A 24290-nucleotide genomic window follows, 5' to 3' on the forward strand; every position below is an offset into this window, starting at 1 on the left:
TCAGGCGGCGGACCGCGACTGGCCGGAATGGCGGCCTTCCGCGAATTCCTCGATGACCTTGGCGTTGAAGGCCGGGATGTCGTCCGGGTTGCGGCTCGTCACTAGCCCCTGGTCGACGACCACGGGCTCGTCGCTGACGTCCGCGCCGGCGTTCTTCAGGTCGACCTGGATGGCGGCGTAGCCGGTCATCCGGCGGCCCTTCACCAGCCCCGCCGAGATCAGCACCTGGGGTCCGTGACAGATCGCGGCGACGGGTTTGCCGCCGTCGAAGAAGGCGGAGGCGAAGCGCAGTGCGGCTTCGTCCTGCCGCAGGGCGTCGGGGTTGAACAGCCCGCCTGGAATGAGCAGGGCGTCGAACGCCGCGGGATCCGCGGCGTCGAGGGTCACATCGACGGGGACGGTGGCCCCCGGCCGATCGTGCTGGAATCCCTGAATGGAGCCGGCTTCGGGACTGACGACCTTCACCTCGGCGCCCGCGTCCCGGAGCGCCTTCGCCGGGGCGGAGAGTTCGATCTCCTCGAATCCGTTGGTCGCGAGAATCGCGACTTTCCGTCCGTCGAGACGGTTGGCCATTGCTGACCTCCTTGACTTGATGTGCGGTTGAGCGGCTGAGATGCGCCGCGCGGTCGAGTTGTCGACCGTCTTCATCCGAACAACTCGCCAAGGGCGCTTCCGTTCCCTGCGCCTCACACAACCGTGCATCCGGAGCAGCCTATGACCTCGCTCACGACCGTCGCGGCGTTCGACCGCATCGGCGAGGAGAACGCCTTCGCCGTGCTCGCCCGCGCGACGGCCCTCGCCGCGCAGGGCCGCGACATCGTCAATCTCGGCATCGGCCAGCCGGACTTCCCAACGCCGCCGCATGTGGTCGAGGCGGCGGTCAAGGCGCTCCGCGACGGCCAGCACGGCTACACGCCGTCCGTCGGCATCCTTCCGCTGCGCGAGGCGGTCGCCCGCGATCTCCACCGCCGGTTCGGCGTCGAGGTCGATCCGGACCTCGTGATGATCGTGCCCGGCGGCAAGGTGACGATGTACGCCGCCATCCGGCTGTTCGGCGAGCCGGGCGCGGAGATTCTCTATCCGGACCCCGGCTTCCCGATCTACCGCTCCATGATCGAGCACACCGGCGCGACTCCGATCCCGGTCCCCGCGCGCGAGGAGAACGGCTTCGCCTTCTCGGCGGAGGAGCTGCTGGCGCTGATCACGCCGAAGACGCGGCTGATCATCATCAACTCGCCCGGCAACCCGACCGGCGGCGTCACTCCCGCCGCCGAGATCGACAAGCTCGTGAAAGGGCTCGCGGCGCATCCGAACGTGGCGCTGATGTCGGACGAGATCTACGACCAGCTCGTCTTCGACGGGCTCGAGCACCGCACGCTGCTGGCCTATCCCGAGATCCGCGACCGGCTGATCGTGCTGAACGGCTGGTCCAAGACCTACGCCATGACCGGCTGGCGGCTGGGCTGGTCGGTCTGGCCGAAGACGCTGTACGAGAACGTGCGCAAGCTCGCGGTGAACGCATGGTCCTGCGTCAACGCCCCGACGCAGTTCGCCGGCATAGCGGCGCTCGACGGGCCGCAGGACGCGGTCGCGCATATGCGCGAGGAGTTCGACCGCCGCCGGAAGCTGGTGACCGAGGGGCTGAACAAGCTGCCGGGCGTGAGTTCGGTCTCCCCGAAGGGCGCGTTCTACGCCTTCCCCAATGTCGGCGAAACCGGATGGAAGGCGAAGCCGCTCGCGTCCGCCCTGCTGGAGGAGACCGGCGTCGCCACCATCGGCGGGCCCGATTTCGGCGTGCACGGCGAAGGCTACATCCGCCTGTCCTACGCCAATTCGGCCGAGAACATCGCCCGCGCGCTGGCGCGGATGGGCGACTTCCTGAGCAGCCGCCGGCCGGGCTGATCGGAGCGGGCCCAACGCGATCCCAACGCGGCGGGCCATACGGCACCCTCGATTCCTTACGGGCGGGCGACGACCTTCGTGGCGCGGTCCCCAGACGGATCGCGTCACCCGAAGGCTTCGATGCCCTACGTTACCGAACCTCCGCAACTGATCCGCGTCGACGCGGCCAGCCGTCCCGAATTCATCGTCGGGCAGAGCCCGGAAGGCTGGTGGCTCGCCGTCGAGACCCATGGCCGCGGCGGCGGCATCTTCCGCGACCGCGATTCCGCGATCGCCTATGTGGCGGAAGAAACCGGGTCGATGCCCGGCTCCGTCGCGATCGCGACGGCCCCTGTCGCGCTAAAGATGTGACGCCATGCGCGGCGTTCGTTCCGGGATCGGCGGCTGCATCGCGGCCTTGCCGAGCTTTTTCACCTCCGACGGCCGCCATCTCGACGAGGCCGCGGTCGACCTTCACGCCCGCAGGCTGCTGGCGCAGGGCGTCGGCGGGCTGGTGTGCTGCGGGGCGGTCGGCGAGGGCGCGACCCTGACGTTCGCCGAGCGGTCGCGCGTCGTCGCGGTCGCGGTCGAGGCCTCGGCGGGACGCACGCCGGTGATCGCCGACGTCAGCGCCTGCGGAACGCGGGCAGCGGTCGAACTGGCGCGCGCCGCCAAGGAGGCGGGAGCCGACGCGGCGATGGTGGTGACGCCCTGGTACAGCCGTCCGACCCAGCGCGGCGTGATCAGGCACTTCGAGGATATCGCGCAGGCCGCCGTGCTTCCGGTCATCGCCGCCGCGGACCCGCGCCGCGCGGCGATCGACGTGGAGCCTGCGAGCGCATGGCGGCTTCAGGAGCTTCCCGGCGTGATCGGCTTCGCCGACATGGCGGGCTGTGCGGAACGGCTCGCCGAGCGGAAGCGCCGATCCGGCGGCGCTTTCGTCTGGTTGACGGGGGATGACGCCTCAGCCCTGTCCTTCCACCTCGCGGGCGGAGACGGCGTCGTGTCCGCCGCGGCGAACCTCGCGCCTGCGGCCTGCGCTGCGTTTGCCGCGGCGTGTCGCGACGGCGACTTCAAGCGCGCCGTCGATCTTCACCGCGGGCTGGCCGCGCTGGTCGGCCTTCTCGGACGCAAGCCCTGCGCCTCGCTCGTCAAAGCCGCGCTGGCGACCGCCGACCCGCGCCTGTCGCCAGCCGTGCGCCTGCCGCTTGTGCCGCCGCCGCTGGCGGCCGTGGCGCGGCTGATCGCGGCGATGGCTACCGCCGATGTTCCCCGGACGCGGGCGGCGGCCTGAGGAGGTCGGTCCTCACTCGCGGTCGGGCGTCTGTTCGCGGTCTCCGCGGTCGGTCTGCAGCCCCGGGAACTCGCCCAGGTTCTCCTGCAGCTTGGCCTCCTCGACCGGCTGGCCGCGCTCGGCCGGCGTCACCACGCCGTCGGCCAGCGGGTTCGGCTCGAGCCCGGCCTCAGGGTTCGATTCGAGCCCCGCCAGTTCCTTCGCGCGCTCCAGATAGTCGGCCTCGCGGCCTTCCGGGGAACCGGCGTCGATCCAGAGCTTCCTGGCGCGCTCGCGCAGCTTCGGGGTGACGGGCGTTTCGGACATGATGATCTCCTCGCATGCGGCTTGACCGGAGCGCCGAGGGCAACTCCGCGGCTGGGCTCATGGTTCCTGCGCGACGCGCCGCGGCCGGGAAAAACAGCGAAGGCCCGGGGCGTCGCCCCGGGCCTTCCGATGTCGCACGAAACGACGCTGATCAGTGATTGTAACGGGGCCGGCGGCGCGCGCTGCGCTGCGCGAACTTCTTCGTGATCCAGCCCATGAACAGAACCTTCAGAATGTTCTTCAGCATTCCTGCCTCCTTCATGTCTCTCGGCAGGACAACTGACGACACGGCGCTTCGGTTCCTCTAGCGGCTCGACGACGACCGACTTGCGTTCAACATGTCGTTATCAGCCGGAAACGACGCCTCAACCCGTCGTGACGCCGCCCTGCTTGGCCTGCGCGGCGGTCGCTTCGAGATGGGCCACGAGCTCCCGGTCGAGCTTGAGCTTCGACGCGAGCGTTTCCAGGAAGTAGCGCTCGCCGGACGTGTCGGGCTCGATCGTGAGGCGGGCGGCGAGCCAGACCTCGGAGGCGAGCTCGGGCCCCTGCGCCTCGGCGGCGATGGCGTCGAGATCGTCCGGCTGGCCGAGATGCTCCAGCAGGAAGTTCTCCTCGTCGTCCTCCGAGCCGGCCGCCTTCAGCGCCTCGCGGATCTTGGCGATCTCCTCGCGGTCGATCTTTCCGTCCGCGCGGGCGGCGGCGATCATCGCGCGGATCAGCAGCAGCCCGAGCTGCTGCTCCTCGGCCTGGCTCGACGGGGTGAACGGGGTGGAGGACGGCGGCGGCGTCACCTCGACAGGCGCGTTCTGCGCCTGAGGCGCGTGATGCTCGACCTGCGGATAGGGGTAGGGAGCGCCCGGCTGCGGCGCCTGCTTCTGCTGGTAGTTCTGCCACGCCTTGTAGGCGAGCCCGCCCAGAATCGCGAGGCCGCCGAGCTGGACGGCCGAGCCGCCGAGCTTCTTGACGGTTTTGCCGCCCTTGCCGCCGAGAAGCACGGAGGCGAGCGTTCCCGCGAGCGCGCCGCCGGCGACGCCGCCGAGACCGCCCTTGGTCAGGCCGCCGAGGATGTCGCCAACGCCGCCCCCGCCCGCGGACGGCTGCGACGGCTGGCCGGGGCGCGCCGGCGTCTGCGGTCCGCCGATCTTCGCCAGCGCGTCGCCCACGGCTCCGCCGAGCCCGCCGCCGCGGGACGGCCCGGAGCCGCTCCCGGCGCCGAGGAACTGGTCGAGAATCTTCTTGGCGTCGAGCACGGGGGCTGCCTCCGATCATCGTTCTTGGATGTCGGACGTAGGGTTGCGGCGCCCCCGCCGCAAGGCGAGCGGACTACCGCGCCTTCAGCGCGGACGCCTCCTTGGCGAGCGCCCGGATCGCGGCCCAGTCGCCGTTGCGGATCGCGTCCGTCGGCGCGACCCAGGAGCCGCCCACCGCCGCGACGTTGCGGACGGCGAGATAGTCCTGCGCGTTCTTGAGCGTGATGCCGCCGGTCGGCACGAAATGCAGGTCCGGCAGCGGCGCGACGAGCGCCTTGAGGTAGTCGGGGCCGCCGGCGGGACCGGCGGGGAAGAACTTCGCGAAGGTCGCTCCGCGTTCGGCGAGCTGCATCGCCTCTGAGGCGGTCGCGACGCCCGGCATGAACGGCACCGGCGCCTCGGAGCCGGCGGCGAGCAGCCGCGAGCTGACGCCGGGGCTGATCAGGAAGGCCGCGCCGACGCGGACCGCGTCCTGCACATGCTCGGGCTCCAGCACCGTGCCGGCGCCGACGGTCACGCCCTCGACCTCGTCGATGATCGCCTTGAGCGCCTCCATGGAGGCGGGCGTGCGCAGCGTGACCTCGAGCACCTTGAGGCCGCCGTCGCGGAGCGCCTTGGCGGTCTCGACGCCGCTCGCGGCGTCCTCGAAGGTGAGAACCGGGATCACCGGACTCTGCGACAGGATCGCGGCGAGACGTTCGGTCTTTGCGAGCGTGAACGACATGGCTTCTCCTCGCAGATTGTGGCGGTCGCCGGACGCTCCATCGCGCCCCGAAGCCGCGACGTCAAGCGCGCGGCGCGCAACGGGGCCGTGCGCGGCCGCCGGAACGGGGCCGCTCGCGGGCCGTACGCCGCCGCGCTATGGTGAACGGTACGGTCCCGCGCGGACCGCCCGGAGGCCGGCGATGACACGACATCTCGATCTCGACGCGCTCGCGACGCTCATCGCCGTCGTGGACACCGGCGGCTTCACGGCCGCGGCCAACCGGCTCGGCCGCACGCAGTCCGCCGTCAGCGCCAAGATCGCGACGCTGGAGGCCGAGCTCGGCCACCGTCTGCTCGACCGCGGCCGCGGCGGCGCGGCCCCGACCGAAATGGGCTCCGTGCTGCTCGGCTACGCCCGCCGGCTGCTTCAGGTCGAGGACGAGGCGCGGCTCGCGCTCGGCGGCGAGAGCCTGCAGGGGCGCGTGCGGCTCGGCATGCCGGACGACTATGTGGAGCCGTTCGGCGCCCTGCTGCTCAACCGCTTCGTCGCGGCCCATCCCCGCGTCCAGCTCGAGGTGCGCTGCGACATCAGCCAGCGGCTGGAGCGGGAGCTCGCGCAGGCGGCCATCGACGTCGCAGTCATCACGCGCGATCCGGCGCGGCCGACCGGCGAGCTGCTGCGCTACGAGCCGCTGGTGTGGTGCGCGCCGCCAGACCATCGGCCGGAGCTCAGCGATCCGCTGCCGCTCGCCCTGTTCTCGGAGGGCTGCCGCTTCCGCAACGTCATTCTGAGCGCGCTCGAAAGCGTGGAGCGGCCCTGGCGGATCGCCTACGCCTCGTCGAGCCTGCACGGGCTGCTGTCGGCGGTGAACGCCGGTTTCGCCGTCACCTGCGTCGCGGAAAGCTCGATGCCCGCCGGCTGGCGCCGGCTCGGCGCGGCCGAGGGGCTGCCGTCGCTGCCTCCCGCCGAGATCGGCCTGCTGGTGCGGCCGGACGCCGGCGTCGCCTCGCGCACGCTCGCCTCCGCCATCCGCTCCGCGCTGTCGCGCCTCGATCAGGCCGCCTGAACCGGCATGCTCATCGGACTCGACTGGGGCGGCACGAAGATCGAGGCGATCGCGCTCGACGATTCCGGCCAGACGCTGCTGCGACGGCGGATCGCGACCCCACGCGACGATTACGACGGCGGCGTCCGGGCCGCCGCGGCGCTCGTCCAGGGCATCGAGAGCGTCACCGGACGGAAGGCGACGGTCGGCGTCGGCATCCCCGGCTCGCTGTCGCCGGCGACGGCGCTCGTCCGCAACGCCAACTCCACCTGGCTGAACGGCCGGCCCCTGCGCGACGATCTGGAGCTCGCGCTCGGCCGCCCGGTGCGGATCGAGAACGACGCCAACTGCTTCGCCGTCTCCGAGGCGACCGATGGCGCGGGCGCCGGCGCCGCGGTGGTCTGCGCCGTCATCATCGGCACCGGCTGCGGCTCGGGGATCGCCATCGGCGGCCGGCCCTGGCGCGGCCGCAACGGGGTCGCCGGCGAGATAGGCCACAACCCGCTGCCCTGGGCGCAGGGCGTTTCGGAGCAGCCCGGCCCGGCCTGCTGGTGCGGCAAGCGCGGCTGCGTCGAGAGCTTCGTGTCCGGGCCCGGCTTCGCGCGGGCCCACGCGCTCGCGACCGGGGCCGTGATGCAGGCCGAGGCGATCGTCGAGGCCGCCCGCGCCGGCGACGCAGAAGCCGGCGCCTCGCTGGAGGCCTACGCCGGCCGTCTCGCGCGCGTCCTCGCCGTCGTCGTCAACACCCTCGACCCGGACGTGATCGTGCTCGGCGGCGGCATGTCGAACGTGGCGGAGCTCTACGAGGCCCTGCCCGCTCTGATGCGTCCTTACGTGTTCTCCGACGTCTGCGTCACGCCGGTCCGACAGGCGGTCCACGGCGATTCGTCGGGCGTGCGCGGCGCGGCCTGGCTGTGGGCGTCGTGACGCGGGAGCCGCCCGAGACGCCCGGGCGCGAAAGCGCGCTGGAACGCAGGCTATGGATAGCCGGCTATATCGTCATTATGCTCGCAGTGGGCGCCGGGGCCCTGCGGCAGATCCTGAAGCTGGTCGGCTGAAACCGGCGCTCAGTGGGTCAGCAGGCGCGCGACGTCGACCAGATTGACCACGAGCCACAGACCGACGCCCCAGGAGGCGACGAGAGCCGCCGAGGCGCTGTAGTCTGCGGCTCTGCGGCGGCGTTCGAATCGGATGAGTGTGCGGTCGATCATGATCAGGTCCCCCCGCCGGCCCGCGCCGGCGCCTTCAGCGCCCTCGTCGTCCAAACGTGGCGACGCCGCGGCGGTTCCACACGATTTCGCCATTTTTCCGTCCCCGGCGGGCGTAGGGTCGTGAACGCCGGCGGCGCGCCGCTCTATCTCGGCGTCGACGGCGGCGGCACGCGCTGCCGCGCGCGCATCCGCACCGCCGACGGCCGCCTCGTGGGCGAAGGCCTCGCGGGCGCCGCCAACGCGCGCCGCGGCGCGCGGGCCGCGATCGAGGCCAGCGTCGCGGCGGCCAAGGCGGCGCTCAGCGCCGGAGGGCTTGGGGAGGATGCCCTCGGGCGGCTCCACGCCGGGCTCGCGCTCGCGGGCGTCTGCCAGCACGAGGGCCGCGAGGCCGCGCTCGCCGAGCCGCATCCCTTCGCCCGCCGCGAACTCGCCACCGACTTCGCCGCCGCCTGCCTCGGCGCCCATGGCGGCGGCGACGGCGGCGCCGTCATCCTCGGAACGGGCAGCGTGGCCTACGCCCGCCGCGACGGCCGCGAGATCCGCCTCGGCGGCTGGGGCTTCGAGGTCAGCGACGAGGGCGGCGGCGCGCCGCTCGGCCGCGCCGCGCTGCGCCACGCGCTTCGCGCCGCCGACGGGATCGAGCCGCGCGGGCCGCTCGCGGACGACGTTCTCGCGCGGGTCGGCGGAGATCAGGACGCCGCCGTCGCCTGGGTGGGGCGCGCCGGCCCGGCCGAGTTCGGGACGCTCGCCCCGCTGGTGATCGCCCACGCCGCCGCCGACCCCGCGGCGGAAAAGCTGCTGGAGCAGGCAGCGATCGAGATCTCCGCGCTTGTGGTCCGGCTCGGCGCATGGGGCGCCGGCGCGGTCGCGCTGGTCGGCGGCCTGTCCGGGCCTTACGCGCCGCGACTCAGCCCGGCGGCGCAAGGCCTGCTCGTCGCGCCGCAGGGCGACGCGCTGGAGGGCGCGATCGCGCTCGCCCGCATGGGCGCGGGAGCCGCGCCATGAGCGCGGTCGCGCTCGTTCCCGACCGGCTGTTCGACGGCGACGCTATCCACGAAGGCCGCGCGGTCGTGATCGAGGACGGCCGGATCACGGCGGCGCCCGCCGCGGCCGATCTGCCCGCCGCGATCCCGCGGGAGCCGCTCGCCGGCCTTCTGGCGCCGGGCTTCGTGGACGTGCAGGTCAATGGCGGCGGCGGCGTGCTGCTAAACGACGATCCGAGCCCCGAAGCCCTCGCCGCCATCGCTGCCGCGCACCGCCGCTTCGGGACCACCGGCCTGCTGCCGACGCTGATCACCGACACGCGCGCCGCCATGGCGCGGGCGCTCGACTCCGCTCGGGCGGCGATCGCCGCCGGCGCGCCGGGCGTGCTCGGCGTCCACATCGAGGGGCCGTTCCTCAACCCGCTGCGCAAGGGCGTGCACGACCCCGCGCTGATGCGCGCGCCCGACGCCGAGGACGTCGCGCTGCTGACGGCCGGCGGCGCGGGCGTCGTCGTGGTCACGCTCGCGCCGGAGCGGGTGGGGCGGGACGCGATCGCGGCGCTCGCCGGGGCCGGCGTGCGCGTCGCCGCCGGCCACACCGAGGCGACCGCCGCCGAACTGGCGGCCGCGCGGGCGGCGGGCCTCAGCGGCTACACCCATCTCTTCAACGCCATGCCGCCGTTTCTCGGCCGGGTTCCCGGTCCAGTCGGCGCGGCGCTGTCGGAACGCGACACCTTCTGCGGCCTGATCGTCGACCTGCACCACGTGGCGGAGGAGTCGCTCAAGGCGGCGATCCTCGCCAAGGGCCGGGACCGGATCATGCTCGTCACCGACGCCATGTCCACGGTCGGGAGCGACATGGACGAGTTCCGCCTCCAGGGCCGCCGCATCCTGCGCGGCGGAGGGCGCCTCACCACCGCCGACAGCGTGCTGGCCGGCTCCGATCTCGACATGGCCTCCGCGGTCCGGAACACGCGCCGCGCGCTCGGGGTCCCGCTCGAAGACGCGCTGGCCATGGCCTCGCGCACGCCCGCGGCCTGGCTCGGGCTCGACGGCGAGATCGGCCGCGTCGCGGCCGGGTTCCGCGCCGATCTCGTGCTGCTCGACGACGACCTCAACGCCGCCGCCACTTGGATTTCGGGCGCGCGAGAGGACGCGTGACGCAAAAGCCTGGATTGCGTTAGGCTGAAGCCCGCAGGTTTTGCACGGGCAGGCGCATTGTGACCGAGACGTTGGACGATCCGCCGGGATCACGGCCTCACGGAGGCCTGTCCCGGCTCGGCCGTTTCCTCACCTCTCCGCTTCGTCGCCTTCTCGCGAACGCCGACGATCCGGCCACGGTCCGCGCCCGCACCATGTCCGACGCCGAACTCGCCGAAGCGCTGGGGCGCGAGGTCTACGCCGCCCAGAACGCCGACGACGAGATCTGGGTCGAGGGCATGGCGCTGGTCGAGGAGGCCGCGCGCCGCCTCGCCGGCCGCGAGCGGCCGTGACGGCTCACTTCGTCCCGTAGAGGCGGTCGCCGGCGTCGCCGAGGCCCGGCGTGATGTAGCCGATCTCGGTCAGCTTCTCGTCGATCGCCGCGGTGAACAGCGGCACGTCCGGATGCGCCTCGGTGAAACGCTTCACGCCCTCGGGGGCGGCGAGCAGGCACACGTAGCGCAGGTCGCGCGCGCCCTTGGCTTTCAGCAGGTCGACGGCCGCCACCACCGAATTGCCGGTCGCGAGCATCGGATCCACCACGATCACCAGCCGGTCCTCGAGATTGGTCGGCGCTTTGAAGAAGTACTGCACCGCCTCGAGCGTGTCGTGGTCGCGGTAGAGCCCGACATGGGCGACGCGGGCGGAGGGCACGAGGTCGAGCATGCCGTCGACCAGCCCGTTGCCGGCGCGCAGGATCGAGGCGAAGACGAGCTTCTTGCCGGCGATCTTCGGCGCCTTCATCGGCGCGAGCGGCGTCTGGATGTCGACCAGCTCGGTCGGCAGGTCGCGCGTGACCTCGTAGGCCAGCAGCAGCGCGATCTCGCGGAGCAGCGTGCGGAACGCCGCCGTGGAGCGCTCCTGCTCGCGCATCAGCGTCAGCTTGTGCTGCACCAGCGGGTGCTCGATCACCGTCACCTGCGACATGCGCGTCCCCGTCTCCTCATGATCACGTCAGTCTCTCGCGAATAAGCGGCTGCGGCGAGCCCTCGTCGCCCAGCCGGTAGGCGGCGCGCACGGCTTCGGCGGCGCGGGCCGCGGCGGCCTCGTCGCGGGCGTGGACGACGCCGAGCGGCGCGTCCGGGCCGACCGCGGCGCCGACCGCCGCCAGCCGGTCGAATCCCACCGAGAAGTCGATCGCGTCGTCGGCCCGCCTGCGCCCGCCGCCGAGCGCGACCACGGCGAGGCCGAGCGCGCGGACGTCGACGCCCGCGATCACGCCGGCGCGCTCCGGCGCGATCTCCCGCACGACCTGGGCTTTGGCGAGATGGGCCTCCGGCCGCTCCATCAGGTCCGTCGGCCCGCCAAGCGCCGCGGCCATGCGTCCGAAGCGCTCCGCGGCGGCGCCGGAGGCGAAGGCGCGCTCGATCCTTGCGCGCCCTTCCGCGACGTCGGCCGCGAGCTTGCCGAGCACGAGCGCCTCGGCCGCGAGCGCGACGGTCACCGCCATCAGCCGGGGATCGTCGCGGCGGCCGGCGAGCACCTCGATCGCGTGGGCCGTCTCCAGCGCGTTGCCGGCGACGGGGGCGAGCGGCTCGTCCATGTCGGTCACGAGCGCGACCGTCGGCATGCCGGCCCCGTTCGCGACGTCGACGATCGAGCGCGCCAGAGCGCGCGAGCGCTCGGGTTCGGTCATGAAGGCGCCCGAGCCGGTCTTCACGTCCATGACCAGCGCCGAAAGCCCGGCCGCGAGCTTCTTCGAGAGGATCGACGCCGTGATCAGCGGGATCGACTCCACCGTCGCGGTCACGTCGCGGATCGCGTAGAGCCGCCGGTCCGCCGGCGCGACGTCGGCGGTCTGGCCGATGATGGCGCAGCCGACGTCGCGCACCGCCTTGCGGAAGATCGCGGTCTCCGGCCGCACGGCGTAACCGGGGATGGCCTCCAGCTTGTCGACGGTGCCGCCGGTGTGGCCGAGGCCGCGGCCGGCGATCATCGGCACGAAGGCCCCGCAGGCCGCGAGCGCCGGCGCGAGCAGCAGGCTGACCGTGTCGCCCACGCCGCCGGTCGAATGCTTGTCGACCGCGGGCCCCGGCAGGTCGGTCCAGTCGAGCGTGCGTCCCGAGGCCGTCATCGCCCGGGTCAGCGCCACGGTCTCGTCGCGGTCGAGCCCGTTGAGGAAGGCCGCCATGGCGAAGGCGCCGACCTGCGCGTCCGACAGCGTCTCCGACGCGATCCCGGCGACGATCGCCTCGATCTCGCCGGCCGAAAGCCGTTCGCCGTCGCGCTTGGCGCGGATGATCTCCTGGGGCAGCGCGTCAGTCATGGAGCGATCCGATCAGGCGGGCGAGCAGCCGGCGCAGCGCCTCGGCGCCCGTCGCGGCGACGGCCTGGGTCTCGGCGTGGCTCGGACCCGCCGGCCCGAGGCCCGCCGCCATGTTCACGACCACCGAGACGGCCGCGAGCTCAAGTCCGAAATGGCGCGCCAGCACCGCTTCCGGCGCGACCGACATGCCGACGAGGTCGGCGCCCAGCGCCCGGGCCGCGCGGATTTCGGCCGGCGTCTCGAAGCTCGGACCGGGAAACCACATCAGCACGCCCTCCCCGAGCGCGATCCCTTCCGCCGCCGCGGCCCGGCCGAGCGCCGCGCGCAAGCCGGGCGAATAGGCGTCGACCATGTCGACGAAGCGGGCGTCGCCGCCGACGCCCGTCAGCGGGTTCAGCCCGGTGAGGTTGATGTGGTCGGAGACCGCGACCAGCGTTCCCGGCGCGAACGCCGGATCGAGCGCGCCGACGGCGTTGGTGAGCAGCAGCCGGGTCGCGCCGAGCGCCTTCAGGGTCGCGATCGGCGTGCGCATCGCGCCGGCGTCGCCGGTCTCGTAGGCGTGCGCGCGCCCCTCCAGCGCCGCGACCCGGCGGCCTGCGAAGCGGCCGACAATCACGCGCTTCGCGTGACCGGACACCGCCTCGGCCGGAAAGCCGGGGAGATCGGCGAAGGCGACGCGATGCGCGTCCTCGAACGTCTCCGTCAGCCCGCCGAGCCCGCTGCCGAGCACCAGCGCGAGCGTCGCCGGCTCGTCGCCCGCGACGGCGCGGATGCGGGCCGTCGCGGTCTCGGCGTCGCTCAACGTCCGCCTCCGGCGGCGTCGAGGACGTCCGGCCCGAACGAGGCCGGCAGCAGCTCGCCGAGCGTGAACGACCGGCGCACCCCCTCGGGGCCGGCCACGAGCACCACGGCATCGTCTGCGGCGAACTCGCGGATGCGCTGGCGGCAGGCGCCGCAGGGCGTGCAGAGCGCGTCGCCGCCGCCGAGCACGAGGATCGCCGCGATGCGGCGCCCGCCGGCCGCGACCATGGCCGAGATCGCGCCGGCCTCGGCGCAGGAGCCGACGGGATAGGCGGCGTTCTCGACGTTGCAGCCGGCGTGGATCGCGCCCTCGGGCGTCACGAGCGCGGCGCCGACCGCGAAGCGGGAATAGGGCGCGTAGGCCTGCGCCCGCGCCGCGGCGGCGGCGGCGAACAGGGCGTCGACGGCGGCGTCGTCGATCACGGGCGGTCTCCCTCGGCGAGGCGGCCACGATAGCCCGGCGCGCGCGGCTGCGGGAGCCTGCGTCGCATCGCAGCGGTGGATGATGCGTCGCAGCGCTGGCGAAGCGGCGAATCGGGTGGCACCATGGTGGGTAGCTACCGTGACGCGAGCTTCGAAGGAGCGGGCCGATGGGGGTGGACGAGCGGACGACGCGTCGTGGCCCTCTGCGCTTGCTCACCCTTCTCGCCCTCGCCGCACTGCTCGCCGCCGCGCCGCGGGCGACGGCCGCCGACCTCGGGCAGGTGGACCTCGAGCTCGTGCTCGCCGTCGACATCTCCTACTCCATGGACGTCGAGGAGCAGCAGGTGCAGCGCGACGGCTACGTCGCCGCCATCACCTCGAAGCCGGTGCTCGACGCCATCCGCGACGGCCTGCTCGGCCGCGTCGCGGTCGCCTATGTGGAATGGGCGGGCGCGGACGAACAGCGCACCATCGTCCCGTGGCGGCTGATCGACGGCCCGGCGAGCGCGCAGGCCTTCGCCGACGAACTCGCCGCCCAGCCGCTGCGCCGCGCCTACCGCACCTCGATCTCGGGCGCGCTGACGCACGCCGTCCGCATGTTCGACGGCAACGGCTATGACGGCCTGCGCAAGGTGGTCGACGTGTCGGGCGACGGCCCGAACAACCAGGGCGCGCCGGTGGAGAACGTCCGCGACGAGGCGATCGAGCGCGGCGTCGTCATCAACGGCCTGCCGCTGATGCTGAAGCGTCCGTCCTACGCGATGATGGATCTGGTTGATCTCGACGTCTATTACCGCGACTGCGTGGTCGGCGGCCCCGGCGCCTTCGTGCTGCCGGTTCGCGCCATCGAGCAGTTCGCGGAAGCCGTCCGCACCAAGCTCGTGATGGAGATCGCGGGCCTGCCGCCGGAGGCGCCGGCGATCGGCCTCTCCACCGCGCCGCGCGTCCAGCCCGCCGCCGACGATCCGACGAGCTCCTGCACCGTCGGCGAACAGCTCTGGCGCGACCGCTTCGGCAACTGAGCCCCCGCTCCGCCCGAGGTTCTCGCGCGCGCCAAAAAGTGCTACCGGCCGGCCGACCGCACCCGTCGAAGGCCCGAAGCCCCCATGTCCGAACGCCCCGTCGCCCGCGCGCTGCTCTCCGTCTCCGACAAGACCGGGCTGATCGACTTCGCCCGCGCGCTGCACGAGCGGGGCGTGGCGCTGGTCTCCACCGGCGGCACCTCGAAGGCGATCGCCGAGGCCGGGCTGCCGGTGCAGGACGTCTCCGACCTCACCGGCTTTCCCGAGATGATGGACGGCCGGGTGAAGACGCTGCACCCGAAGGTCCATGGCGGCCTGCTCGCGATCCGCGGCGACGCCCGCCACGAGGCCTCCATGGCCGAGCACGCCATCCTGCCCATCGACCTGCTGGTGGTGAACCTCTACCCGTTCGAAGCCGCGCTCGCCCGGCAGGCGGACTACGACGACATGGTCGAGAACATCGACATCGGCGGCCCGGCCATGATCCGCGGCGCCTCCAAGAACCACGCCCATGTGGCGGTGGTGGTGGACGTGGCGGACTACGCCGCCGTGCTGGCGGATATGGACGCCCATGGCGGCGCCACCTCCTTCGCCTTCCGCAAGCGCCTCGCCGCCAAGGCCTTCTCCCGCACCGCGGCCTATGACGCCGCGATCGGGACCTGGCTGTCGGGGGAAGCGGGCGAGACGACGCCGGCCTTCCGGGCGCTCGGCGGCGCGCTGGCGCAGGGGCTGCGCTACGGCGAGAACCCCCATCAGCAGGCGGCCTTCTACCGCACGGCGGAGGCCCGCCCGGGCGTCGCGACCGCCGTCCAGCTCCAGGGCAAGGAGCTCAGCTACAACAACCTCAACGACACCGACGCGGCCTATGAGCTCGTGGGCGAGTTCGACCCCGCCCGCACGGCCGCCTGCGTGATCGTCAAGCACGCCAACCCCTGCGGCGTCGCCGAAGGCGCCTCGCTGAAGCAGGCCTACGAGCGGGCGCTGGCCTGCGATCCCGTCTCCGCCTTCGGCGGCATCGTGGCGCTGAACCGGACGCTCGACGCCGAGGCCGCCGCCGAGATCGTGAAGATCTTCACCGAGGTCATCATCGCGCCCGACGCCACCGACGAGGCCCGCGCCATCGTGGCGGCGAAGAAGAACCTGCGCCTGCTGGTCGCGGGCGCCCTGCCCGATCCGCGCGCCGGCGGCCTTGCGATCAAGACCATCGCCGGCGGCTTCCTGGCCCAGACCCGCGACAACGCCGTGGTCGACGATCTCGAGCTCCAGGTGGTGACCAGGCGCGCGCCGACCGAGGCCGAGCTCGCCGACCTGCGCTTCGCCTTCCGGGTGGCGAAGCATGTGAAGTCCAACGCCATCGTCTACGCCCGCGACGGCGCCACGGTCGGCGTGGGCGCCGGCCAGATGAGCCGGGTGGACTCCGCCCGCATCGCCGCCCGGAAAGCCGCCGACGCGGCCGAAGCGGCGGGCGCGGCGGAGCCGCTGACCCGCGGCGCGGTGGTCGCCTCCGACGCCTTCTTCCCCTTCGCGGATGGGCTCGACGCCGCGATCGAGGCCGGGGCCACCGCCGTGATCCAGCCCGGCGGCTCCATGCGCGACGCCGAGGTGATCGCCCGCGCCGACGCGGCCGGGCTCGCCATGGTGTTCACCGGCGTGCGGCATTTCCGCCACTGAAGCCGACCGCCGAAACGCCGTTCACGGCGAGTTCAACATCGGGGATTCTGCGCACCTGACTTTTGGATGAGAGCCATGCTAATGGAGGCTCATGGAGGGACCTTGATACCCCCTCCGTGACCGCAGCGTTCTCCCCGACCAGCCAGAGGTCCGCATGGCGTCCGCCGTCTCCCTGCTCCGCGCCGGTCTGCTCGCCGGTTTCGCCATGCTCGGCGGTTCCGCCGGCGTCGCCGAACCGGCCCGCCCCTGCAAGGTGGCGGACGAGCACCTCGCCATGACCGGCAAGCTCGACCGGGCTATTGCGCAGATCAAAAGCGGCGACGTCTTCAAAATCCTGGTGATCGGCTCGTCCTCGACCGCGGGCGTGGGGGCCACGGCGCCGGAGAAGGCCTACACCGAGCGCTTCGAAGAGGAGCTGGAGCGTCGTCTCGCCGGCGTCGACGTCGACGTGGTGGCGCGCGGCATCGGCGGCGAGACCGCCGCTGGCGCGGACGCCCGCCTCGAACGCGAACTCGCCGCGGTGAAGCCCGATCTCGTCGTCTGGCAGATCGGCACCAACGACGCCGCCCGCCGCGTGGCGCTGGACGGCTTCCGCGAAACCACCGCGCGCGGTCTGAAGCGCATCGCCAAGGCCGGGATCGACGTCGCCCTGCTCGACCCGCAATTCGTGCCGCAGGATGAGGCGGTCTACGCGCCCTACATCGCGGCGCTCGACCAGCTTTCGGCCGCGACGGGCGTTCCGGTCGCCCACCGCTACGCCGCCATGCGGGCGCTCGCCAAGGCCGGCGCCGCCGACATGCTGTCGCGCGACCGGCTGCACATGAACGACGGCGGCCACGCCTGCGTCGGCGCGTTCCTCGCCGAGGCTCTCGGCCGCAAGCTCGCCCCGCTGCCGGCGGTCGCCGAGGCCACGAAGCGGTCGTAAGCGCCCTTCACGGCCGCCCCCGGCGTTCCCATTTTCCCCGAGACGCCGCGCGGGGGAGAACGCCATGCTAATCACCACCACCAACACCGTCGAGGGTCGCCGGATTCTCGAATATCAGGGCCTCGTCACCGGCGAGGCGATCCTCGGCGCCAACATCTTCCGCGACCTGTTCGCGGCGGTGAGCGACGTCGTGGGCGGCCGCTCCGGCGCCTATGAGCGCGAGCTCAAGAACGCCCGCGACATCGCGATCGAGGAGATGGCGGCCGAGGCCCGCTCCCGCGGCGCGAACGCCGTCATCGGCGTCGATCTCGACTACGAGACTGTCGGCGGCAAGGGCTCCATGCTGATGGTCTCCGCCTCCGGCACCGCCGTGCTGCTGGGCTGAGGCCCTACCGGTCGTCCGGCATCCGCACCGCCGACAGCAGCGCGCCGCCGGCGAGGAAGAAGCCCATCAGCACCGCGACGCCGACGCGCTGGCTGTCGGTCAGCGCCGTCACGATCGCGACCAGCGTCGGCCCGAGAAACGAGGTCACCTTGCCCGACAGCGCGAACAGGCCGAAGGCCTGCGTCAGCTTGTCGGGCGGGGCGAGCTTCACCAGCATGGTGCGCGAGGCCGCCTGCAGCGGCCCGCCGGCCGCGCCCAGCACCAGCGCGACCGCGACGAACAGGCGCTCAGGCGTCGAGCCGAACAGCGCGTCGTCCGCCACCGGCGGCGCGACCGGCACCACGAACAGCACCCGCGCGCGCTCGATCGAGACGATCACCACCGCCGAGGCGACCAGCAGCGCCAGCGAGCCGGCGACCACCTTCTGCGGCCCGATACGGTCGTCCAGCCAGCCGCCGACCAGCGCGCCGACCACGCCCGAGATGATCACGAGGATGCCGAACACGCCAAGCTCGATCACGCCCCAGCCGAGCGCGCCGGCGCCGTAGATGCCGCCGAAGGCGAACAGCGCCGTCAGCCCGTCGACGTAGAGCATGTGCGCGAGCAGGAAGAGCGCGAGGTCGCGCGAGCCCCGCAGGTCGAGGATCGTGCGCTTGAGGTCGGCGAGGCCGGCGCGGACCGCGCGGCGGATCGGCATGCCGCGCGGCTCGTCCGGCGCGAACAGGAACAGCGGCGTCACCAGAACGAGGTACCAGAGCGCGGCGAAGGGACCGACCGCGCGATCGCCCTCGAAGCTGCGGGGATCGAGCCCGAACAGCGGCGCGATCCCGATCAGGGTCTCGCCGTCGCGCGGGTCGGCCGACAGGAAAAAAAGCGCGAACACCAGCGCGACGAGCCCGCCCACATAGCCGAGCGCCCAGCCAAGGCCGGACAGACGGCCGAGCGCTTCCGGCCGCGCGAGCGACGGCATCATCGCGTTGGTGAAGGCGGTCGCGCATTCCGCGCCGATGGTCGCCACCGCGAAGCCGCCGAGCGCGAAGGCCATGGCGTAGGGCGCGCCCGGCTCCGCGAACCACAGCGCCCAGGAGCCGAGCACAAGCGGGACCGAGAACGCCGCGAGCCACCATTTCCGCCGCCCGGTGCGGTCGGCGATGGCGCCGAGCGGCGGCGACAGCACGCCGATCGCAAAGCCTGCGGCGCCCGCCGCGAACCCCCAGGCGGCCTGGCCCTCGGCCGGGTTCTCGGCGATCTGCGCCGCGAAGAACGGCGCGAACACGAAGGTGGCGATCAAGGTGAAGATCGGCTGGGTCGCGGCGTCGAACATCGCCCAGGCCCAGACCGCGCGGCGCGGCGCGGGGGATGTGGTCATCGCGTCAGCACCATGTCGTCGAAGGGAAGCCGGTCCTGCCAGCCGGCGCGGACCAGCTCGGGATCGTCGTGCTCCTCGACCGGGCGGCCCAAGCAGAGATAGCCGACGAGACGCCACGAGGCCGGGACGCCGAGCAGCGCGTGGACGCGCGCGGGGTCGAGGATCGACACCCAGCCGAGGCCGAGCCCTTCGGCGCGGGCGGCGAGCCAGAGCGTGGCGATAGCGCCGGCGACGGAATAGCTCAGCGTCTCCGGCATGGTCATGCGTCCGAGCCCGCAGCCGACCGGCGTCTCCTCGTCGCAGAAGGCGGCGATGTGGACCGGCGCCTCGGCCATCCCCTCGAGCTTGAGCGAACGGTAGAGCGCGGCGCGCTCGCCCTCGTAGGTCTCGGCCGCGGCAGCGTTGGCGGCGAGCGAGCAGTCGCGCGCCGCGCGTCGGGTATCCGGGTCCTCCACCAGCACGAAGCGCCAGGGCTGGCTGTTGCCGACCGAGGGCGACAGGGCCGCGAGCGCGAGCAGCCGCCTGACCTGTTCGGGCGGGATCGGATCGGTCCGGAACCGCCGCACGTCCCGCCGCCAGGCGATCAGGTCGGCGAGACGTTCGCGGAAGCCGTCGTCGAACGCGGGAGCCTCGCCGGTCGTCACTCGACCTCCCGTGCGAGGTCGGCGAGCAGGCTCGACGCCACCGAGAGCCGCGCGAGCGTCAGGCCGGAGCCCGCGATCTCGGTGACGGCGCGGCGCACCCGCGCGGCGTCGGGCGAGGCCTCCGCCCAGCGGACGACGGCGGCGGGACCGGCCTCCTGCGAGGCGCCGAGCGCCGCCACCGCCATGGCGCGCGCGGCGACCCCGATCTGGTCGAGCGCGCGGTCGAGCGCCAGCCGCTCGTAATAGTCCGCCGCGGTCACCGCCTGGGCGGCGCGCACGATGCGCGAGAGCTGGAACTGGTCGGCGACCGCGAACAGGGCCGCGGCCGCGTCGGCGATCGACCGGCCGGTCTTCTCCGCGATCAGCACCGCGTCGCTGGCGCCCTCGATCGCGAGCAGCGCCGAAAACCGGTCCGCGAGCGTCGCGGGCAGGCCGGCGCGGGCAAGCTCGGCCGCGCGCTCGGAGCGCCGCTCCGCCGCCTCCTGCCCCAGCGAGGCGTCGAGATTGGCCGCGACCGCGTCGACGCCGTCCCGGAAGCGGCGCGCGAGCTGGTCGAGCCCGCTGTCGAGATCGACGTTGCGCAGGAACCAGACCATGCGGTGCAGCAGCAGGTCGCGCATGCCGGCGTAGAGCGTGAGCTGAAGATCGCCCGGGATCTTGGTGTCGAGCGCGTCGATCTCCTCCTGGACCTCGTCCATGCGGAAGGCGTCGCGCGCGACGGCGAAGGCGGCGGCGACGCGCGAGGCCGGCGCGCCGGTCTGGTCGGAGAGCCGCACCACGAGCGCCGGTCCGCCGCGGTTGATCATGGCGTTGGCGAGCGCTGTCGCGACGATCTCGCGCTTCAGCCGGTGGCCGGCGATGGCGGAGGCGAAGCGCTCGCGTATCAGGCTTGGGAAGTAGCCGGCGAGGTCCCGCCGGAAATAGGGATCGTCCGGCCGGTCCGAGGCCAGCAGGTCGTCGTAGAGCGCGATCTTGGCCCAGGCGAGCAGCACCGCGATCTCAGGCCTCGTCAGCGGATCGCCCGCCCGCGCGCGTTCAGTGAGCGTGGCGTCGTCCGGCAGCGCCTCGACCGAGCGGTCGAGCAGTCCGCGCCCCTCCAGCGTCTGCATCAGGCGCGCCTGGAATCCGGCCTCCTCGACGCCGGCGCGCTGGCTGAGCGAGATCGCCAGCGTCTGGTCGTAGTTGTTGGCGAGCACGAGCTCCGCCACCTCGTCGGTCATCTCGCTGAGGATGCGGTTGCGCTCCTCGAGCGCCAGCGCGCCGTCGCGCACGGGGCCGGCGAAGGCGATCTTGATGTTCACCTCGACGTCGGAGGTGTTCACGCCGGCCGAGTTGTCGATCGCGTCGGAGTTGATGCGGACGCCGGCGCGCCCGGCCTCGATGCGGCCCTTCTGGGTGACGCCGAGATTGGCGCCCTCGCCGACCACCTTCACCCGGAGCTCGGGCGCGGTGACGCGGATCGCGTCGTTGGCGCGGTCGCCGGCCTGCTCGTCGGTCTCAGTCGTCGCGCGCACATAGGTGCCGATGCCGCCGAACCAGAGCAGATCGGCCGGCGCCTTCAGGATGGCGTTCATCAGCTCCTGCGGCGTGGCGTAGGCCTTGTCGAGGCCGATCGCCGCGCGCGCCTCCGCCGACAGCGGGATAGTCTTCAGGCTTCGCGAAAACACCCCACCGCCGGCGGAGATCTTCGCCTTGTCGTAGTCCTGCCAGCTCGAGCGCGGCAGCGCGAACAGGCGGGCGCGCTCCTCGAACGAGGTCTTCGGGTCGGGATCGGGATCGAGGAAGATATCGCGGTGGTCGAAGGCCGCGACCAGCCTGATCGCGGGCGACAGCAGCATGCCGTTGCCGAACACGTCGCCGGACATGTCGCCGACGCCGACCACGGTGAAGGGCGTGGTCTGGATGTCGACGTCCATCTCGCGGAAGTGGCGCTTGACCGCCTCCCAGGCGCCGCGCGCGGTGATGCCCATGCCCTTGTGGTCGTAGCCGACCGAGCCGCCGGAGGCGAAGGCGTCGCCGAGCCAGAAGCCGCGCTCCTCCGCGATGCCGTTCGCGGTGTCGGAGAAGGTCGCCGTGCCCTTGTCGGCCGCGACCACCAGATAGGGATCGTCGCCGTCGTGGCGGACCACCTCCGGCGGCGGGATCAGGTCGTCGCGCCTGAGATCGTCGGTGACGTCGAGCAGGGCGTTGATGAAGATCTTGTAGGCGGCCGTCCCCTCCGCGAACCAGGCGTCGCGCGGGCCGGCCGGCAGCCGCTTCGGCACGAAGCCGCCTTTCGCGCCCACCGGCACGATCACCGCGTTCTTCACCTGCTGCGCCTTCACGAGGCCAAGCACCTCGGTGCGGAAGTCCTGCGGCCGGTCCGACCAGCGCAGACCGCCGCGCGCCACCTTGCCGAAGCGCAGGTGCACGCCCTCGACCCGCGGCGAATAGACGAAGATCTCGTAGAGCGGCCGGGGCGCCGGAAGCCCCTCCACCTTCGCGCTTTCGAGCTTGAACGCGAAGGTCGGCGTCGGGCGGCCCTGCGCGTCGGTCTGGTAGAGGTTGGTGCGGACGCAGGCCTGGATCAGGTTCAGGAACTTCCGGACGATGCGGTCCTCGTCCAGGCTTTCCACCTGGCCCAGCGCCTCGTCGATCTCGGCGGCGAGCGCCGCCTCCCGCGCCGCCCGGTCGCCCTTCGCGCCGGGATCGAAGCGGGCGTGGAACAGCGCCACGAGCTTAGAAGCGAGCGGGGCGTGCTTGGTCAGGGTCGCCCACATGTAGTCCTGGTCGTAGGCCGCCCGCGCCTGCCGGAGGTAGCGCGACAGGGCGCGGATCAGCGCCACGTCGCGCCAGCCGAGGCCGCCCTCGAGGGCGAGCGCGTTGTAGCCGTCGCTCTCGGCGTCGCCGTTCAGCACCGCGATCAAGAGCGCCTCGAGCCGGGCGTCGAGATCGCGCGTCAGCTCGATCGCCGCGCCGTTCGCGCGCTCGAGCGCCATGTCGTGGATGAAGACGTGGTCTTCCGGCCCAAGGCCGGCGGGCTCGGCCCGATAGCTCCGCTCGTCGATGACGCGGAAGCCCATGTTCTCGAGCATCGGGACGCGCCGCGACAGCGGGATCGGCGCGCCGCGCGAAAACACCTTGAGCCGCAGCTCCGGCTCGCCTTCGCGCCGGAAGAAGTCGATGGCGAAGCCGCGCTCGCCGGCGAGGCTCTCGATGTGGCCGACGTCGATCACCGCTTCGGCGGGTTCGGTGCGGGCCTCGTAGGCCGGGCCGAAGGCCTGGCCGTAGCGCGCGGCGATCGACCGGGCCTGAGCGCCCGAACGGCTCTCCAGCAGCTTCGCGCGCAGCCGGTCTCCCCAGGTCGCCGCCTGCGCCGCGATCTCCTCGTCGAGCGCGACCGGATCGACCTCCGGCGCCGGGCCGCGCAGGCCGATCACGAACTGGACGCGGGCGAGCGGTCCCTCGGGGAAGGCGGGATAGTAGGCCGACACGTGGCCGCCGAGCCGCTCGGCGAGCTTCCGGCCGATCCGCGCGCGCACCGCGGAGTCGTAGCGCTCGCGCGGCACGTAGACGAGCGCGGAGACGAAGCGCTCGAACCGGTCGCGCCGGAGCAGCACCTTCACCCGCGGCCGCTCGTAGAGCGCGAGGATCTCGAGCGCCGTGTCGAACAGGTCGCCGACGTCGATCTGGAACAGCTCGTCGCGCGGGAAGGTCTCCAGCACGGTCGCGAGCGCCTTGCCGGAATGGCTGTCCGGGTCGAAGCCGGCGCGGCGGACGACGAGGTCGATCTTGCGGCGGACGAGCGGCACGCTGCGCGCCGGGCGGTTGTAGGCCTCGGCGGTGAACAGGCCGACGACGCGCAGCTCGCCCGCGAGCCGGCCGTCGGCGTCGAAACGCTTCACGCCGACATAGTCCATGTGCCGGCGGCGGAAGACCTTGGCGTGCACGCTCGCCTTGGTGACGATCAGCGGCTTCGGTTCGTGCAGGAACGCGCGGATTTCGGGCGTCAGGTTCACCAGCTGGCCGCCGCGGCGGAGCACGCGGGCGGCCGGATCGCGCAGCGCGCCGAGGCCGGTCTCGGAGATCTGCTCCAGCCGCTCGTCGTCGCCCTCGCCCCTGAGCGCGTATTCGCGCGCGCCGAGGAAGATGAACTCGTCGCCGTCGAGCCATTCGAGGAACTGGATCGCCTCCGCGATCTCGTCGACGGCGAGCGGCGGCGGCGTCTCCTTGAAGTTCGCGACCTGCGCGCGGACGAGGTCGCGCATGGCGTCGTAGTCCTCAGTGGTCCTGCGGACGTCCGCCAGCACCTCGCGCAGGCCCGCCACGAGCCCGGCCCGGTCGGCCTCGGAGTCGATCCGGTCCACATGCAGGTGGATCAGGCTTTCGCGCGGCGTGTCCTCGAACTCGACGCGGTTGGCGTCGCCGAGGAAGCGGATCAGCGCTCCGTCCGCGCCGCGCTCGACCGCGATGATCGGATGGGCGACGAGCCGGACGGACTGCCCGCGCTCGGCCAGCTCGGCCAGCACGCTGTCGAGCAGGAACGGCATGTCGTCGTTGAGGATCTCGACGACGGTGATCTCGTTGCGGTCGCCGGTCTCGGGGTCGCTCAGCCGGATGTCCGGCGCGCCCGGCGCGCGGCGGGCGAGCAGCCGCCACGCCGAGCCCGCAAGCGCCGCCAGCGTGCGGGCTCCCAGCGGCTCCAGGTCGTCGAGCGCCGTGCGGGAGAACAGCGCTTCGACGAAACCCGCCGGCGGGCCGTCCGCTCCCTCCGCCGCGGACGCCGCGTCGCCGATGAGCTTTGTCCGGATCGCATCGCCCTGCAGCATGGTCGTCTCCTCGCGAACCCGCACCCTGACACGGCGCGGCCACGGCCGGAACCTAGGACTCCGGCCGTGGCAGGTCGATAACGCTTGCGCGACAAGGCGC

The 24290-nt window shown here is 72.8% G+C and carries 24 protein-coding genes; 12 read left to right on the forward strand and 12 right to left on the reverse strand.

Going from position 1 to position 24290, the window contains the following annotated elements:
* Entirely contained in the window at nucleotides 1-573 is a 573-nt protein-coding gene (locus ACFSCV_RS12120) for a type 1 glutamine amidotransferase domain-containing protein (RefSeq protein WP_378799838.1), read from the reverse strand.
* Nucleotides 574-714: 141 nt separating this feature from the next.
* On the opposite strand from ACFSCV_RS12120, the gene ACFSCV_RS12125 reads away from it, so the two are divergent.
* The 3 genes from ACFSCV_RS12125 (at nucleotide 715) to ACFSCV_RS12135 (ending at nucleotide 3175) form a co-directional block, all read left to right on the forward strand.
* On the forward strand, nucleotides 715-1902 hold the full coding sequence (locus ACFSCV_RS12125) for a pyridoxal phosphate-dependent aminotransferase (protein ID WP_378799839.1): 1188 nt from the start codon (nucleotides 715-717) through the stop codon (nucleotides 1900-1902).
* 120 nt (nucleotides 1903-2022) lie between these two features.
* Entirely contained in the window at nucleotides 2023-2253 is a 231-nt protein-coding gene (locus ACFSCV_RS12130) for an RAG2 PHD domain containing protein (protein WP_378799840.1), read from the forward strand.
* Between the two features lie 4 nt (nucleotides 2254-2257).
* The gene (locus ACFSCV_RS12135; RefSeq protein WP_378799841.1) at nucleotides 2258-3175 is read left to right on the forward strand and encodes a dihydrodipicolinate synthase family protein; all 918 of its coding nucleotides are present in this window, start codon (nucleotides 2258-2260) and stop codon (nucleotides 3173-3175) included.
* 12 nt (nucleotides 3176-3187) lie between these two features.
* Here ACFSCV_RS12135 and ACFSCV_RS12140 read toward each other — a convergent pair whose 3' ends face one another.
* The 3 genes from ACFSCV_RS12140 to eda all read right to left on the reverse strand — a co-directional run bounded on the left by ACFSCV_RS12140 (nucleotide 3188) and on the right by eda (nucleotide 5455).
* Complete coding sequence (locus ACFSCV_RS12140) at nucleotides 3188-3481, reverse strand: hypothetical protein (protein WP_378799842.1); 294 nt, start codon at nucleotides 3479-3481, stop codon at nucleotides 3188-3190.
* A gap of 365 nt (nucleotides 3482-3846) precedes the next feature.
* Nucleotides 3847-4731 (reverse strand): DUF533 domain-containing protein, encoded by an 885-nt coding sequence (locus ACFSCV_RS12145; protein ID WP_378799843.1) that lies wholly within the window; start codon nucleotides 4729-4731, stop codon nucleotides 3847-3849.
* Nucleotides 4732-4804: 73 nt separating this feature from the next.
* Complete coding sequence (gene eda / locus ACFSCV_RS12150; RefSeq protein ID WP_378799844.1) at nucleotides 4805-5455, reverse strand: bifunctional 4-hydroxy-2-oxoglutarate aldolase/2-dehydro-3-deoxy-phosphogluconate aldolase; 651 nt, start codon at nucleotides 5453-5455, stop codon at nucleotides 4805-4807.
* A 181-nt stretch (nucleotides 5456-5636) separates the two neighbouring features.
* Between eda and ACFSCV_RS12155 the strand changes: the two genes are divergently transcribed.
* Together ACFSCV_RS12155 and ACFSCV_RS12160 are read left to right on the forward strand one after the other, a co-directional pair.
* Nucleotides 5637-6503 carry a LysR substrate-binding domain-containing protein gene (locus tag ACFSCV_RS12155; RefSeq protein ID WP_271199848.1) on the forward strand — a complete coding sequence of 289 codons (867 nt, stop codon included), beginning with the start codon at nucleotides 5637-5639 and terminating at the stop codon, nucleotides 6501-6503.
* Between the two features lie 6 nt (nucleotides 6504-6509).
* Nucleotides 6510-7409 (forward strand): ROK family protein, encoded by a 900-nt coding sequence (locus tag ACFSCV_RS12160; RefSeq protein WP_378799845.1) that lies wholly within the window; start codon nucleotides 6510-6512, stop codon nucleotides 7407-7409.
* A gap of 140 nt (nucleotides 7410-7549) precedes the next feature.
* Here ACFSCV_RS12160 and ACFSCV_RS12165 read toward each other — a convergent pair whose 3' ends face one another.
* Nucleotides 7550-7693, reverse strand: coding sequence for a hypothetical protein (locus ACFSCV_RS12165; protein WP_378799846.1), 144 nt, complete (start codon nucleotides 7691-7693; stop codon nucleotides 7550-7552).
* Nucleotides 7694-7813: 120 nt separating this feature from the next.
* Between ACFSCV_RS12165 and ACFSCV_RS12170 the strand changes: the two genes are divergently transcribed.
* From ACFSCV_RS12170 to ACFSCV_RS12180, 3 genes are read left to right on the forward strand one after another with little or no spacing between them, the layout of a single operon-like run.
* Nucleotides 7814-8698, forward strand: a complete 885-nt coding sequence (locus tag ACFSCV_RS12170; RefSeq protein ID WP_378799847.1) for a glucosamine kinase nucleotide-binding domain-containing protein — start codon at nucleotides 7814-7816, stop codon at nucleotides 8696-8698.
* The gene (gene nagA / locus ACFSCV_RS12175; RefSeq protein ID WP_378799848.1) at nucleotides 8695-9837 is read left to right on the forward strand and encodes an N-acetylglucosamine-6-phosphate deacetylase; all 1143 of its coding nucleotides are present in this window, start codon (nucleotides 8695-8697) and stop codon (nucleotides 9835-9837) included. The genes ACFSCV_RS12170 and nagA overlap by 4 nt, the downstream gene beginning before the upstream one ends.
* Nucleotides 9838-9896: 59 nt before the next feature.
* Entirely contained in the window at nucleotides 9897-10169 is a 273-nt protein-coding gene (locus ACFSCV_RS12180) for a hypothetical protein (protein ID WP_378799849.1), read from the forward strand.
* Nucleotides 10170-10173: 4 nt separating this feature from the next.
* Here ACFSCV_RS12180 and upp read toward each other — a convergent pair whose 3' ends face one another.
* From upp to ACFSCV_RS12200, 4 genes are read right to left on the reverse strand one after another with little or no spacing between them, the layout of a single operon-like run.
* On the reverse strand, nucleotides 10174-10803 hold the full coding sequence (upp, locus tag ACFSCV_RS12185) for a uracil phosphoribosyltransferase (RefSeq protein ID WP_378799850.1): 630 nt from the start codon (nucleotides 10801-10803) through the stop codon (nucleotides 10174-10176).
* Between the two features lie 22 nt (nucleotides 10804-10825).
* Complete coding sequence (deoA, locus tag ACFSCV_RS12190) at nucleotides 10826-12142, reverse strand: thymidine phosphorylase (protein WP_378799851.1); 1317 nt, start codon at nucleotides 12140-12142, stop codon at nucleotides 10826-10828.
* The gene (locus tag ACFSCV_RS12195) at nucleotides 12135-12944 is read right to left on the reverse strand and encodes a purine-nucleoside phosphorylase (protein ID WP_378799852.1); all 810 of its coding nucleotides are present in this window, start codon (nucleotides 12942-12944) and stop codon (nucleotides 12135-12137) included. Before ACFSCV_RS12195 ends, deoA begins: the two co-directional genes overlap by 8 nt.
* Nucleotides 12941-13366, reverse strand: coding sequence for a cytidine deaminase (locus ACFSCV_RS12200; protein ID WP_378799853.1), 426 nt, complete (start codon nucleotides 13364-13366; stop codon nucleotides 12941-12943). Before ACFSCV_RS12200 ends, ACFSCV_RS12195 begins: the two co-directional genes overlap by 4 nt.
* Nucleotides 13367-13533: 167 nt before the next feature.
* Between ACFSCV_RS12200 and ACFSCV_RS12205 the strand changes: the two genes are divergently transcribed.
* From ACFSCV_RS12205 to ACFSCV_RS12220, 4 genes are all read left to right on the forward strand, one after another.
* Nucleotides 13534-14388, forward strand: a complete 855-nt coding sequence (locus ACFSCV_RS12205; RefSeq protein ID WP_378799854.1) for a DUF1194 domain-containing protein — start codon at nucleotides 13534-13536, stop codon at nucleotides 14386-14388.
* Nucleotides 14389-14472: 84 nt separating this feature from the next.
* Complete coding sequence (gene purH, locus ACFSCV_RS12210; RefSeq protein WP_378799855.1) at nucleotides 14473-16059, forward strand: bifunctional phosphoribosylaminoimidazolecarboxamide formyltransferase/IMP cyclohydrolase; 1587 nt, start codon at nucleotides 14473-14475, stop codon at nucleotides 16057-16059.
* 154 nt (nucleotides 16060-16213) lie between these two features.
* A complete protein-coding gene (locus ACFSCV_RS12215) occupies nucleotides 16214-16984 on the forward strand; it encodes an SGNH/GDSL hydrolase family protein (RefSeq protein ID WP_378799856.1) in 771 nt (256 codons plus the stop codon).
* Nucleotides 16985-17048: 64 nt separating this feature from the next.
* The gene (locus tag ACFSCV_RS12220; RefSeq protein ID WP_378799857.1) at nucleotides 17049-17369 is read left to right on the forward strand and encodes a heavy metal-binding domain-containing protein; all 321 of its coding nucleotides are present in this window, start codon (nucleotides 17049-17051) and stop codon (nucleotides 17367-17369) included.
* 4 nt (nucleotides 17370-17373) lie between these two features.
* Here ACFSCV_RS12220 and ACFSCV_RS12225 read toward each other — a convergent pair whose 3' ends face one another.
* Genes ACFSCV_RS12225 through ACFSCV_RS12235 form a run of 3 tightly spaced genes read right to left on the reverse strand, consistent with a single transcriptional unit; the run spans nucleotide 17374 to nucleotide 24190 of the window.
* A complete protein-coding gene (locus tag ACFSCV_RS12225) occupies nucleotides 17374-18738 on the reverse strand; it encodes an MFS transporter (RefSeq protein WP_378799858.1) in 1365 nt (454 codons plus the stop codon).
* Nucleotides 18735-19382, reverse strand: a complete 648-nt coding sequence (gene bluB, locus ACFSCV_RS12230; protein WP_378799859.1) for a 5,6-dimethylbenzimidazole synthase — start codon at nucleotides 19380-19382, stop codon at nucleotides 18735-18737. Before bluB ends, ACFSCV_RS12225 begins: the two co-directional genes overlap by 4 nt.
* Complete coding sequence (locus ACFSCV_RS12235) at nucleotides 19379-24190, reverse strand: NAD-glutamate dehydrogenase (RefSeq protein ID WP_378799860.1); 4812 nt, start codon at nucleotides 24188-24190, stop codon at nucleotides 19379-19381. The genes bluB and ACFSCV_RS12235 overlap by 4 nt, the downstream gene beginning before the upstream one ends.
* Nucleotides 24191-24290: the final 100 nt, after the last annotated feature.

Source organism: Methylopila henanensis, assembly GCF_042681025.1.
Classification (GTDB): domain Bacteria; phylum Pseudomonadota; class Alphaproteobacteria; order Rhizobiales; family Methylopilaceae; genus Methylopila; species Methylopila henanensis.

Bases quoted from the DNA above. Each gene is read 5' to 3' on its own strand.
- ACFSCV_RS12120 (WP_378799838.1), bottom strand. From the start codon at position 573: ATGGCCAACCGTCTCGACGGACGGAAAGTCGCGATTCTCGCGACCAAC.
- ACFSCV_RS12125 (WP_378799839.1), top strand. From the start codon at position 715: ATGACCTCGCTCACGACCGTCGCGGCGTTCGACCGCATCGGCGAGGAG.
- ACFSCV_RS12130 (WP_378799840.1), top strand. From the start codon at position 2,023: ATGCCCTACGTTACCGAACCTCCGCAACTGATCCGCGTCGACGCGGCC.
- ACFSCV_RS12135 (WP_378799841.1), top strand. From the start codon at position 2,258: ATGCGCGGCGTTCGTTCCGGGATCGGCGGCTGCATCGCGGCCTTGCCG.
- ACFSCV_RS12140 (WP_378799842.1), bottom strand. From the start codon at position 3,481: ATGTCCGAAACGCCCGTCACCCCGAAGCTGCGCGAGCGCGCCAGGAAG.
- eda (WP_378799844.1), bottom strand. From the start codon at position 5,455: ATGTCGTTCACGCTCGCAAAGACCGAACGTCTCGCCGCGATCCTGTCG.
- ACFSCV_RS12155 (WP_271199848.1), top strand. From the start codon at position 5,637: ATGACACGACATCTCGATCTCGACGCGCTCGCGACGCTCATCGCCGTC.
- ACFSCV_RS12160 (WP_378799845.1), top strand. From the start codon at position 6,510: ATGCTCATCGGACTCGACTGGGGCGGCACGAAGATCGAGGCGATCGCG.
- ACFSCV_RS12165 (WP_378799846.1), bottom strand. From the start codon at position 7,693: ATGATCGACCGCACACTCATCCGATTCGAACGCCGCCGCAGAGCCGCA.
- nagA (WP_378799848.1), top strand. From the start codon at position 8,695: ATGAGCGCGGTCGCGCTCGTTCCCGACCGGCTGTTCGACGGCGACGCT.
- upp (WP_378799850.1), bottom strand. From the start codon at position 10,803: ATGTCGCAGGTGACGGTGATCGAGCACCCGCTGGTGCAGCACAAGCTG.
- deoA (WP_378799851.1), bottom strand. From the start codon at position 12,142: ATGACTGACGCGCTGCCCCAGGAGATCATCCGCGCCAAGCGCGACGGC.
- ACFSCV_RS12205 (WP_378799854.1), top strand. From the start codon at position 13,534: ATGGGGGTGGACGAGCGGACGACGCGTCGTGGCCCTCTGCGCTTGCTC.
- purH (WP_378799855.1), top strand. From the start codon at position 14,473: ATGTCCGAACGCCCCGTCGCCCGCGCGCTGCTCTCCGTCTCCGACAAG.
- ACFSCV_RS12215 (WP_378799856.1), top strand. From the start codon at position 16,214: ATGGCGTCCGCCGTCTCCCTGCTCCGCGCCGGTCTGCTCGCCGGTTTC.
- ACFSCV_RS12220 (WP_378799857.1), top strand. From the start codon at position 17,049: ATGCTAATCACCACCACCAACACCGTCGAGGGTCGCCGGATTCTCGAA.
- ACFSCV_RS12225 (WP_378799858.1), bottom strand. From the start codon at position 18,738: ATGACCACATCCCCCGCGCCGCGCCGCGCGGTCTGGGCCTGGGCGATG.
- ACFSCV_RS12235 (WP_378799860.1), bottom strand. From the start codon at position 24,190: ATGCTGCAGGGCGATGCGATCCGGACAAAGCTCATCGGCGACGCGGCG.